Annotated in this window: 14 protein-coding genes and 1 riboswitch; of the genes, 1 reads left to right on the forward strand and 13 read right to left on the reverse strand. The window is 38.1% G+C overall.

Going from position 1 to position 12,069, the window contains the following annotated elements; genetic code table 11:
- Window positions 1-209: 209 nt before the first annotated feature.
- From ACZ42C_RS04740 to ACZ42C_RS04760, 5 genes are all read right to left on the reverse strand, one after another.
- Window positions 210-785, reverse strand: coding sequence for an adaptor protein MecA (locus ACZ42C_RS04740; protein WP_461180677.1), 576 nt, complete (start codon window positions 783-785; stop codon window positions 210-212).
- Between the two features lie 161 nt (window positions 786-946).
- Window positions 947-1,258 (reverse strand): hypothetical protein, encoded by a 312-nt coding sequence (locus ACZ42C_RS04745; protein ID WP_461180655.1) that lies wholly within the window; start codon window positions 1,256-1,258, stop codon window positions 947-949.
- An 11-nt stretch (window positions 1,259-1,269) separates the two neighbouring features.
- Window positions 1,270-1,836: a CPBP family intramembrane glutamic endopeptidase gene (locus ACZ42C_RS04750; RefSeq protein ID WP_461180654.1), complete on the reverse strand. Its 567-nt coding sequence runs from the start codon at window positions 1,834-1,836 to the stop codon at window positions 1,270-1,272.
- Window positions 1,833-3,362, reverse strand: coding sequence for a RecQ family ATP-dependent DNA helicase (locus ACZ42C_RS04755; protein WP_461180653.1), 1,530 nt, complete (start codon window positions 3,360-3,362; stop codon window positions 1,833-1,835). The genes ACZ42C_RS04750 and ACZ42C_RS04755 overlap by 4 nt, the downstream gene beginning before the upstream one ends.
- Window positions 3,363-3,371: 9 nt before the next feature.
- Complete coding sequence (locus ACZ42C_RS04760) at window positions 3,372-4,430, reverse strand: YpbB family protein (RefSeq protein ID WP_461180652.1); 1,059 nt, start codon at window positions 4,428-4,430, stop codon at window positions 3,372-3,374.
- Between the two features lie 212 nt (window positions 4,431-4,642).
- Here ACZ42C_RS04760 and ACZ42C_RS04765 point away from each other — a divergent pair, with 212 nt between their 5' ends.
- The gene (locus ACZ42C_RS04765) at window positions 4,643-4,894 is read left to right on the forward strand and encodes a ferredoxin (RefSeq protein ID WP_461180651.1); all 252 of its coding nucleotides are present in this window, start codon (window positions 4,643-4,645) and stop codon (window positions 4,892-4,894) included.
- Between the two features lie 135 nt (window positions 4,895-5,029).
- Here ACZ42C_RS04765 and ACZ42C_RS04770 read toward each other — a convergent pair whose 3' ends face one another.
- The 8 genes from ACZ42C_RS04770 to ccsB form a co-directional block, all read right to left on the reverse strand.
- Window positions 5,030-6,229, reverse strand: coding sequence for a hypothetical protein (locus tag ACZ42C_RS04770; protein ID WP_461180650.1), 1,200 nt, complete (start codon window positions 6,227-6,229; stop codon window positions 5,030-5,032).
- On the reverse strand, window positions 6,222-6,761 hold the full coding sequence (gene sigX, locus ACZ42C_RS04775) for an RNA polymerase sigma factor SigX (protein WP_461180649.1): 540 nt from the start codon (window positions 6,759-6,761) through the stop codon (window positions 6,222-6,224). Before sigX ends, ACZ42C_RS04770 begins: the two co-directional genes overlap by 8 nt.
- Window positions 6,762-6,856: 95 nt before the next feature.
- Window positions 6,857-7,372: an ECF transporter S component gene (locus ACZ42C_RS04780; RefSeq protein ID WP_461180648.1), complete on the reverse strand. Its 516-nt coding sequence runs from the start codon at window positions 7,370-7,372 to the stop codon at window positions 6,857-6,859.
- A gap of 5 nt (window positions 7,373-7,377) precedes the next feature.
- Window positions 7,378-7,812: a DUF4430 domain-containing protein gene (locus ACZ42C_RS04785; RefSeq protein WP_461180647.1), complete on the reverse strand. Its 435-nt coding sequence runs from the start codon at window positions 7,810-7,812 to the stop codon at window positions 7,378-7,380.
- Window positions 7,805-7,987, reverse strand: a complete 183-nt coding sequence (locus ACZ42C_RS04790; protein ID WP_461180646.1) for a hypothetical protein — start codon at window positions 7,985-7,987, stop codon at window positions 7,805-7,807. Before ACZ42C_RS04790 ends, ACZ42C_RS04785 begins: the two co-directional genes overlap by 8 nt.
- Window positions 7,988-8,007: 20 nt before the next feature.
- Window positions 8,008-8,191: riboswitch (cobalamin riboswitch) on the reverse strand.
- A 47-nt stretch (window positions 8,192-8,238) separates the two neighbouring features.
- Complete coding sequence (locus ACZ42C_RS04795) at window positions 8,239-9,966, reverse strand: ATP-binding protein (protein ID WP_461180676.1); 1,728 nt, start codon at window positions 9,964-9,966, stop codon at window positions 8,239-8,241.
- Window positions 9,967-10,007: 41 nt separating this feature from the next.
- Entirely contained in the window at window positions 10,008-10,724 is a 717-nt protein-coding gene (locus ACZ42C_RS04800) for a response regulator transcription factor (protein WP_461180645.1), read from the reverse strand.
- A 128-nt stretch (window positions 10,725-10,852) separates the two neighbouring features.
- On the reverse strand, window positions 10,853-12,049 hold the full coding sequence (ccsB, locus tag ACZ42C_RS04805) for a c-type cytochrome biogenesis protein CcsB (RefSeq protein WP_461180644.1): 1,197 nt from the start codon (window positions 12,047-12,049) through the stop codon (window positions 10,853-10,855).
- Between the last annotated feature and the right edge of the window lie 20 nt (window positions 12,050-12,069).

Below are 12,069 nucleotides of genomic sequence, written 5' to 3' on the forward strand. Positions count from 1 at the left end.
TAAATATGCAATATAATATATTTATTTTCCCGAAAAAGAGAAATAGGATGAATTACTGCCCTGTTTTTTTGCATTTACCGGTTAAAAAACAAAAAATATGAAGGCGTATTCTCGCATATCACAAAACTGTACAAAATTACCTTTCAATCTTTCCAACCACTACTATTTTACCACTTTTCGTCTGTTCATTCTATTACTTCAGCACTTGTTTAATAAAAGTGCTGTAAAATCTGATTTATCGCGCCGGATGAATAGATAATTACTCCGTATTCCCGAAGGCGATACTTTGTTATGAAGCTTGGAGAAGCGAACTCCGACAAAACAGCAATGATATTTTCTTTATTGGTACCTTCCAGATCCGTATCTTTCAGAAACATATAGTATTGCTGGTTGAAATAATAAACTTCTCCGCCCTTAATGGAAAAGAATGACAAATAATCGGAAACCCGAATAATATCCTCAAAATTCTCAAAGGCAAATATGAAATCCGTTCTTTCATCCATTGTTACTTTCATACTTATATATTCCTCATCATTCTCCTCTTCTGTTTCGCTATTTTGTGTAACTATTATATGCATCCCCTGAGCCTGCATTAAATAAACCTGAATATGCAGCATACCTTCCAGTTTAAAGTCCAATTCAGCACTTGCTTCATGCATCATATCACTAAACAGGTCCTGAGTAATGGAGACATCGCTTTTCAACTCATCCCTTGTAAATCCTCTGTCAATTAAGTCATCAAAAGTCAGGAAAATGGTAAATTGATTGATGGACAATCTTTCCATACGCACATAGCATCCCCCTTATGAACAAGTCTTCGTCCCGCTTTCCTGGTATTTAATTTCTTTGTTTTCATTCTTACCCTATATTATATGCAATATTGCCGGGGGATGAACGGTGAATTATTTTTCACACGGTCAATTTGTTACCCAGTACAATTAATACGTTATGATGGATTAAAAATGGGAGTAAAGGCATCGCTGTAAAAGAAATATATAATGAATAAAATAATCATCATTACAAAAATAACGAATAATAATCTTTTAAAAGATGTACTTGTTTTTAACTTTACCCGTCCTTGTTTTTTACCGTGAACCTCTTTTCTGGGAGGCAAATTCAATATGTCTATCTCACGAGTCTCCATCTCCTGATCAGTATCATGTTCATCTTTACCTTCCCCTTCCTGTTCCACGTCATATACCAATCTTCTCAATTCTTCTGCCTGGTCTTCCCTTCCCATGTTTTGATTATCACTCAATATGATTCACCTCATTTTTGCATTCGAATGAATAAGCCCAGTAAAAAATCAACTATGAAATGAGCTGTAATGGTTACAAGTAAATTTTCTGTGATTTCAAATAAATAACCAATGTAAAAGCTGACAAACAGTATGGAAATAAACAATACCGGCTTGGTTAAATACCGGAAGTGCACCAGTGCAAAAACAGTACTGGCAATAATATATCCAAAGGTTGTCTGCAGCACTCCTCTGAACAGTATTTCTTCTGCAAAAGCAATTGTTAAGGATAATATAAACACATAGTGTACCGGCTGCCCTTTGAAAATCCTTTCGTTTATTCCCCCGTCATCATAGTAGCTTTTTGGCAATGACCATATTAAAATAATATCGATCAATACGATGATCAAAGCCGGAATAACTCCATAAAGAAAGATTTGTTCCGGTTCCCAGCTGAAATATAATAGCCAATCCCTTATTTCATCAAAAAGAAAGAAACTTAAGATAAAAGCCAGCAGGATAAATAAGCTTTGAGATAAGAACAATTGCTGTTTCAGTTCTTCATCTGATAATTGCTTTATTAATTCACTTTGCTTCATCGGTTGTGATCACCAATCAGTAATAAGTTCTTCAATTTATCTTCCCAGCTCCCTGAATCCCGCTCTGTAATTTCCACAGTTTCCGGTTCCCATTCATCCACGGTGAAACCGCAATTACTGCAGCAAGGCCCATTAGGTCTTTTAAAGGATGGCTGAAAGGTCGTGTAGAGAGCTTCTCGAAAACACCCTTCTGTTTGCAGCCATTTCAGCATATCCGTCAATTTATTTTCTTTAACCTCTGTTCTTTTATGTATAATACCAGTAATATTATTGAAAGCATCAGCTAGTTGGCTGTTTCCGGCAATAAGTCTGTTATCTTTAATAATAGCATGATTTTCTAATTGATACCGTAAAAATCTCCATTGGGTTTCATTTAATTTAAAGATTTCCCTCATTTTTTCCGATGGTGCAGGGAAGCCTTTGTTATTTAACAGATAGCGGAGAACAACAGCTAAATCATTTATGGATGGGAGTTCATTACTGATCAATCGTTTTGGTATAAAATAATCCTTGGAACTATAAAGTATTAAGCTGACACTCAATCTGCCGTCCCTTCCCGCTCTTCCTGCTTCCTGAACATAAGCCTCCAGCTGGGTTGGAAAGTGAAAATGAATGACTTGACGTATATCCGGTTTATTGATCCCCATGCCAAAAGCATTGGTGCAGCAAATAACATCCAGCTGATTATGCATAAATTGCTGCTGTACAGATATACGGTCATGCGTCTCCAAGCCTCCATGGTAATAAGCTATTCGAAGTGGAAGCACTTCTCTTAAAGCTTCGGCGGTTTTTTCTGCCGATTGCCTGCTGGAAAAATAAATCAGGGTTGGTACGGTGAACCGGGAAAGAACATGCTTGATCTCCGATATCTTTTCTTCCTCACTCTCCAATTCTTTTATGCTTATCACAATGTTTTCACGGTCCATAGGATATATATGCTTCCTCATATTCGGTCTGTTTAATGCTTGTATAATATCATTTTGTACATTTTTCGGAGCAGTTGCACTTAAAGCAAGGATTGGAGGTCTGTTCAGGAATTCAGCAATTTCCTCCAGTTTCAGGTAATCCGGCCGAAATTCATAGCCCCATTGGGAAATACAATGCGCTTCATCAATTACAAACAAATTTACATCCATTTTCTTTAACCGCTGTTGTATTTCTTTTTGCTGAAGTAATTCCGGTGATACGTAGATTAGTTTATAGTTATGCAATGTTCGCAGTGTTTGCATCCTTTCTGACGGATCCATGAAACTATTTAGTGCAACTGCCTCTTTAAAGTTATTTGCTTTCAATTGTTTTACCTGATCCACCATTAACGAAATCAGAGGGGTTACAACGATTGTATTTCCTCCAAGTAGAACTGCCGGTAATTGATAGCAAATGGATTTGCCTGAACCGGTTGGTAAAACACCTAATACGTCCTCCCCTGTTATAATGTCCTGAATAATTTCCCTTTGGCCGGGCCGAAAAGATTCGTAACCAAAATAACTTTGAAGGGTTTGGGTTAATGTAATTTCCTCGATCATATCTATCACCTATTTCAGCAAATTTCTGTAAGCGGCTAATACTAAACGGATTTCAAAGTAACTGAAATCATCTCCCAGTGCATTCTTTATTTCTTTCAGTCTTAAGGTTTCAGCATGTCTTACTGTCTCAATAATAGTGTCCTGCCTGTTTTTTGAAACATAGTCTGTGACAGGGAATTGATCTTCATTATAAGCAATTTCTACAATATGGTCGTAAATCGTGTTTTCCTTAAGCTGTCTTTTTTTTGCTATGAATGAAAGGGAGTGGTTTTTATTCAGTAAATCACGGGTAACCTTTGCAGAATTGCTGATTTTTGAATGATGATTTACTAAACCCTCCAGCATGTGAGCCATAAAGGGATATTTATCTGTATGCTTTTCCACGAGGGAAAGAATTCGGTGAATCATTCCTGTCAGCGTGATATATATGTCTTCATTTGTAAGGCCGTATGCCGTTGCAAGCTGATTTATACTGAGGCCGTATATATGAAAGCCGCTTAAACGGTCGACAAAAACTTCTGCTTCGCGCTGAGAAAAGTAAGAGAGCAGTTGTAAAAGTTCTTTGTATAATACATTTAACATTTCCTGCCTGCTGTCTTTTGTTTTTATGTAAAAATTTTTCACCCAATATTCTGCTGAACGATTGTTGATCACAGGGATAAATGAGTAATTCCCCATCTTGCTGTTTGTCAGCGTTTGAATAAGCAAAAGCAATCGATCATAGAACGCTGCTGTCATACGATTATATCTGTATCCGTTAAAATAGTTGATCGGAAGCTTGGATTTATTTTCTTCCATCCAATTATCCCCTTTTTGAGTCAAAAAGTGCTGGTTGTTTTCTTTTTGCATCTTTAACTTTCCACTTACGCTCAATTCCTCTATTCTTCTATCAAACTGCTCCTTTTTTAGAAACCGGGCGGCACCGTAGAATTTATCCAAATTAAAAATATGTATGTCCTGTATTGTCTGAATGGATTGTTTTCCTTTTAAAATATGAAAAATAGCAGCATCTGAACGTTCTCCCTGTATATTTTTAAAATGCATCAATAGTAAATAATCAAATAGCAAGAATCCGCCTCCCTCTTTTTAGCTTTATGTATCAACAGTGTCTGCCACCTTTTTTAAAAGTACATGTGATATACGGAAAATAGGATATATTGTATAATATTATCATGTAATTGACTTCATAAATCCAGTCATTTAATCATTTCATTGATCTGATCCAGGTTAATTATCCCTCGCCTTATTTATAATTAGTATTTATGATTGGAGGATAAAGCGTGGCCCAATATACAATTGTTGATCCGGACACATGTATTGCTTGTGGTGCATGCGGAGCTGCTGCACCAAAAATATTTGACTATGATGATGAGGGGATTGCCTACATCCTCTTGGATGATAATAAAGGAAAGGCAAGCGTCCCCCGTAAATTAAAGGAAGACCTGTATGACGCCCATCAAGGCTGTCCCACTAATTCCATAAAAATCGCAAGCGAACCGTTTAACGGAGACCCATTGAAATTTGGTGAATAGCCAATATGTATAAAAAGCAGAAAGAACCTTAAGGTATTCTTCTGCTTTTTCCTATATCTAAAAAAATGAAAAGCATGCTATGCTGCGCCGGGCAGGCCATTCGCCAAAGAGAACTGTTCCTTTCGTTTTTCGTATCTAATTATCCAAATAAATGGGATTAACAGCTTCTGGTACGGATACCGGCGCTGTTAAATTATATGGTCCAAGCTGTTCTTGATTTGTATTATCAAACTTCACCTTTTCAAATCCGTAGCTCTTTGCAGTCATTAAAACAGCCTCAACCATTTCCAGTGACCGCTCATCTTCTGCCAGATTAGCGTTTTCAGCTAATCTTATACTTAATTGGTTATCTTCCTGATTTATCGAAAAATCGATATCATCTGGTATTGATCTATATACGTGATATTCCGTCTCATCCTTTTTCATTTCCTGAATAGCTTCTTCAATGCTGGTTTGTTGATCATGAGGGATTTGTATCAGTTTTCTGGTATTCCCCAGTTCATATAATTTATAGCTTGAGGGAGTCATTTCCCGAATCGGCATTTCGTCAATAATACCGAATGGTTCAAGTTCTGCCGGTTCTCCTTCATCAGAATGAATAGTGACTTTTTCGGTTCCGTATGGGCGAAACATGATAGACAGGATGTACTCAAACATATTTGCCCTTGCAGTACTGCCCTCAAATGAATAGTTATTTGGCAATACCAGAGACACTTCATCTTTCGGCTCATTAATGTTAAACTCCACATTTTCAAATAAATATTCTCCTGAATGGATATTCAATTCACGGATGTATTTACCCAACTCGTTATAAAAGCTTTGGAGATCTCTTTCTCCCGAGTTAATAAAAGAAATGGGAATTACATACTGTTCCTGAATATCTGATAAACCTGCAAAATAAATATTTTCATCCTGATTGATATCCTGGACAATCAGGCTTTCCTTTTCATCTTTTGCTAGTGTATTTTCCTGTTCAGCCGGAACATCTTCATCATTTGTGTTCTGTCTGCTGCTCTCTTCGGTATATTGGTAAGCCTGACTTTCATTTGCTTCTTCCATTTGTATATCACTTGTCTGGTGCACGGCATCGTCTTCACTTGTTTGCTGCATATCCATATTAAGAACAGCGGGAATTAAAATAAAGATGAGTAAAGCGGCTGCTGATGCAGAGATCATCGGTAGCCAGTTCTTTCTGCGGGGACTGTTTTTATCATATTTAACCCGGGAGGAGATTTGACTGTAAATTTCTTCTTTACTTCTTTTATCATATATTTCAGGAAGTTCTTTAAGTTTATCCGTTAACTTCCGTTGTTGTTCCTGTTCTTTATCATTCATCGGAATCTCCTCCTTTCCTTTTATAATCCTCCATATGTTTTTTCAGCGTTTTTAATCCCCTATGCTGTGTTGTTTTTACTTTGCTTGTGCTAAAGTTTAAAACTTCCGCAGTTTCCTTGATGGAAAAAGACTGCATGTAACGTAATATCAATACGCTCTTCTGATCAGGTGTGCACTTATCCAAATGCTTATATATTTGTTTCATTTCATCACTTTGAACAGTAATCTCATCGGGAAGCGGTTTATCATCCTCAATATGCTGTCCCTTCTCATTCCAATCAAAAAACTCCAGGATCCGCTTTCTTTTTCTTTCCTGCGCACGAAAATGGTCAATCGTTACATGGCGTGCAATGGAAAACAGCCATGTTTTTAGACTGCTGTCTCCTTTAAAATTTTTGTATGATTTTAATACTTTTATATATACCTCCTGAAGAAGATCTTCTGTCAAATGCTTGTCTTTCACCATATAGAATATAAATTGAAATAAATCCTGGTGAAATTCATCATAAATCTTGTTAAAAATGGATTTCATAAAGATCCTCCACTCATACAGACGTTAATTGGACTATAAATGTTACATACCAGCATAATAATAATATAAAGCAAAAAAGAAAAAATACCAACCTGTCAGTTGGTATTTTGGATCGTAAACCTGCCGTTTGAATAGTTTTTAAGGAAATATTTTATTACCGGGTAAAGTAATAAAATAAAAACAGCATTCCCGATGGCATGGTGTGTATCGAATGGCAACCCCATCAAATAGTATGGAAGAAATTTACCAGTGATTTGATAGGTTGTTAAAGAAATAATAAATCCATAGAAGTATCCGCAAAATATGGCGTAAACCAACATAATCGGCATCGTAACAGTAAAACCGGCTCTGCCCATCAGGCCGCTTATCAGCCCGATTAACGTCCAGGATACAACCTGCCAAATAGTCCAGATTCCCATACCAAGCAGTATATTTGAAAGGAACGTAGTCAGCAGAGTAAGAAATACGGCTGCAACCGGACCGAGAATCAGACCGCATATGATGATGATCGCTGTAACGGGCTGTATGCTCGGCATAAAGGAGAAAGCAAATCTTCCAACAACAGCTAAAGAGGCCATAAGAGCCAGCAGAGTCAGTTTATACGTATTCACCTATATCATTCCCAAGGCTGAAAATCGAATGTTATTTCCTCACCCGGACTTAATTCGTAATCTTCAGCACCCACCATGGACATTTCTCCCTCAACAAAAAATATCCATCCTTTTTCTTCGCCTTCTTCGGCAGATACCCTTTCAATAGAAGTGATAAATCCGCCCTCTTCTTCCACATAGAAATTCTGTTTCATGACATCCATCAGAATATCGCCTTCTTCTATCGGAATCTCTTTTTCATCTAAATACTCGCTTCCTTCCCCAATCGATATCGTGATTAATACGGTGTCTTCGTTTTCTGCAACATCATTATTTTCGGTCTGCTCACCGTCAGGGTCTGTGACAGAAGCATCTTCCTGATTATTATCATCTGCTCCACATCCTGCTAATAAAGAAACTACTGCAAAAAAAATTCCTATCTTAAACAACCATTTATTCATAAGAAATACTTCCTTTCATTTTGTTTATCTTTTTCCGGATTAAACGGGATACCTTTTCATAGTACAATAAGAAAAGGCGGATCCAACCGTAAAAAGAAGCTGACTCTTTGGCAGAGTCAGCTTTAATAGACAATAAAACAGCAATATTAAAAAATAGAGCGTTCTGGTTGTCCAATAACTTATCTCCCCGAAGTCTGGAAACTGTAAAAATTGGCAGGTCTACTGACTTATGATTTCATCTACTCTAAGTCCCTTCCCGTATGTAGATTATTCATACAGTGGATATGCTTATTTCGTCATCATTTACAGTTGCGAGGACAGTTTCGGACTTTCACCGAATTCCCTTTTAAGCGTAAACACCAATTTTTCCATATTCTGTTGATTTACCATTTAATCCTTTTTACATTTATTAAACGAAAACAACTTTTAATTATTCTCATTTTTTTTAGGGATGCGAAAACTAAAAGTTGTACCCTCATTCAATTTACTTTTAACGGTTATGGTACCGCCATGCGCTTCCATTATATTCTTGGCAATTGCCAAACCAAGGCCTGTACCTTTCTTCTCTTTATTTCTTGTTCTTGACTTATCCGCCTTATAAAACCTTTCAAAAACAAATGGAAGGTCTTCTTCGGGAATACCGCTGCCGCTATCTGTAATATGCACATGAAATTCATGCGTATTATTTATAACGGTTATGTTTACACTTCCGTTTTCATCGGTATGACGGATTGCGTTATCAATTAAGTTGGTAAACACCTGTTCAATCCGATCCGGATCAAATAATGCATCCGTCACTTCCAACTCATTTGTAAGCGACAGGATAATATTATTATCGTCAGCGGGTCCGGTGAACTTTTTACGAATTCTTTCAATATAAGGTTCTACATCCACCGTATCTATATTCAGTTCAAAATGTCCTGCTTCCATTCTGGCAATTTCCAGTAATTCATTTACCAGACGGTTCATTCTTAACGACTCCTCGTAAATGATACCCGCAAGTTCATTCTTTTCTTCTTTGCTTTCGGCAATATCATCTACAATCGCCTCACTGTATCCCTGCAGCATGGAAATTGGTGTGCGCAATTCATGGGAGACGTTGGCAATAAAATCTTTTCGGAATTTATCCAGACGTCTTTCTTCGGTCATATCCCGGATGACGGCCACAGCGCCACGTACAAAGGACTGATCATATAATGGGGTCATCAGCATGACGAGATCTTTCCCCTGGATATTCATTTCGTGCAATACTTCTTTCTCACTTGTAATAACTTCCTGGAGAATATTATTCAGATCACTTGGCAGCTTTCGGTTAGATTCACCGTGCTCCACGTTATGCTCAAAATTCCATTCATCAATAAATTTATCGGCTGGCCCATTGGTAACAATCATGTCTCCGTTCCGATTCATGGTGATTACTCCATCAGCCATGGAGTTAACAATGCTGGACAGTTGTTCTTTTTCCTGTCTCAAAGCGTTTATATGAAACTTCAGCTGTCTTCCCATACGGTTAAAGGCCAGAGCCAATTCGCCTATTTCATCATGGGTTAAAATCGGAACCTTTGTGTTAAATTCCCCCCTGGTCAGGTCAAAGGCGGCTTCACGCATTTTGATCAGTGGGGAAGTAATTCGGGTTGAAAGGAAAAAAGCAAAAAACGTTGTTAAAATAATCGCAATCCCTGCTGCCAATAATATAATTCTTGTTGTTTCTGCCTTTGTCTGCTCAATAACATCCAGTGATTGATAAACGAATATGGCCCCATTCTCATCAAAAGGGATACCGACAAGCATGACCTCAATTTCGCTGTTGGGCAAGTCCATTTGTTTTCTTACGTTACTGTTTTCATTGATCACTGCAGCCATATCGGGATCCTGTTCCAGCCAGGATTCGTTCAACTCCAATAAATTGGAATTCGTACTGCCGGAAACCCAAAGCCATTCATCTTCAAAGATAATAGCAACACGGCTTTCAGGAGATTTTACCCTTTCAGCCGTTTCAGTAATTAATGGTTGGGATTCCTGCTGCGATAATAATGTGGAAATTTTACTCGCTGTCAGCAGCATATCACTTTCAGCTTCCTGCAGGTGAAAGTTTTCAAAAAACTCAAGCAGCAGTATGGTAAGAATAAACAGTACAAATGCCACCAGAAGCATGATGGTTAATGCAAGTTTTACTACAACGCTTCGCCAAAATTTCACCTGGGATCAACCTCGAATTTATACCCTACGCCCCACACCGTTACAATCATTTTTGCAGCTTGCTTGGACACGTTATTTAACTTCTCTCTTAACCGTTTTACATGCGTGTCCACGGTTCTTAAATCACCAAAAAATTCATATTGCCAAACTTCTTTTAATAACTGTTCACGGCTGTAAACTTTATCAGGTGCCTTTGCCAAAAAGCACAGCAGTTCATACTCTTTCGGGGTAAGGCTTACTTCCTCCCCATCAGCAGTTACCCGATGCGCATCATGATCAATGGTTAAGTGTGGAAATACCATCACATTTTTGGCACTGGCGCTATCGTTTTGCAGTCCTGTATTCGCAGATCGCCTTAATATTGCTTTCACACGCAATACAACTTCCCGGGGACTGAATGGTTTCACAATATAATCGTCTGCACCCGTCTCCAGCCCTTGAACCCGATTTGCCTCTTCTCCCTTGGCAGTAAGCATAATAACCGGTGTATTCTTTTCCTTTCTTAGTTCCTTACACACTTCAATTCCGTCCATTTCCGGCATCATTATATCAAGTAAAATAACATCATAATCATTTTTTAAGGCTAAATCAAGGGCTTCTGTTCCATTTTCAGCCTCTTCTATTTCAAATTCCTCTCTTTCCAGATACATACGGAGCAATCGGCGAATTCTTTCCTCATCATCCACAACCAGAACATTTACCGTTGATTCCATTAACATGTTCCCCCTTCGATCACTTTCAATAAATCAATCTATATACGAGTATAAACCAATATTTAAAAAAAGTATAAGAAAAAACGGGAGATTATTCACTTTAACTGAATAACCCCCCATTTAATAAATTACGCGTATGAATGTAAGCCGGCAAACACGAGGTTCACAACAATAAGATTAAACATAATTATTGCAAAACCTGCAACTGCGAGCCATGCGGATTTTTCCCCATGCCATCCGCGGGAAAGTCTCAGATGTAAATAGGCTGCATAGAAAAACCATGTAATTAAAGCCCAAACTTCTTTTGGATCCCAACCCCAAAAGCGATCCCATGCTATCTGTGCCCAGATGGAAGCAAATATGAGTCCGCCAAGTGTAAAGATAGGGAAACCAATGGTAACTGCACGATAATTAATTTCATCAAGCAAATCGGGTTTTACACCTTTTAATACCGGCTGGATTGCCTTGCCAACACGTTTTCTCAATATTAGCCTGGTTAGCAAGTAAATAATGGAACCGGTGAAAAACGACCATATTACCGTGTTAAATTTCCTTCCGGCATCTGCCCCCTGCATAAACCCGGGTGCTTCAAACCATGGCTGCATAACTTCTTCAGTTAACAGCTCTCCGTCCACTGGAGCAACAATTGCCGGCAAATGATATTCAGTTGTAGTCACAGCATTCTGTTCCGTATATTCAAAGGTTGCTTCATAATCCATAAAATTAAATATGGAAGTAGAAACGATAAAGCCGACAAATAAAAATAGCGTATATAGTACAAGTTCCAGCCAGGTTGTCCGCTTGCTTGCCTTCGTCTGATCAATTTGTCTGATTAAATAAATCAGCCCGGCAACGAAACTGATGGCAAGTACTCCCTGTCCCAAGGAAACCGTAGTGACGTGAATTTGCAACCAATAACTCTGCAAGGACGGAACTAATGGGGAAACCTCTGTCGGGAACATACTTGCATATGCAATAATAATCATTGTAATCGGGAGTGCGAATAGTCCGAGCACTCCGATTTTATAAATAAAGTAAATGACGATAAAGGCAAGTACGATGCTCATACCCAGGAAGGTTGTAAATTCAAATAAATTACTGACAGGAGCATGTCCGCTTGCCATCCATCTGGTGACAAAATAGATTAACTGAGCAATGAAGCCTAAAATTGTAATGGTAATTCCAATTTTACCCGCCAATCCCTTTTTATGTTTGGATCGCTTATCTCTGATGGTAGCCCCAAAGAAAAAAGTGGCTACCAGGTAAAGAATAAATGCCGTAAAAAGCATTGTATTACTAATATCAAGTAACATCGACGTACTCATAAAGCTCCTCCTTGTAAATT

The organism is Virgibacillus kimchii (assembly GCF_055379185.1).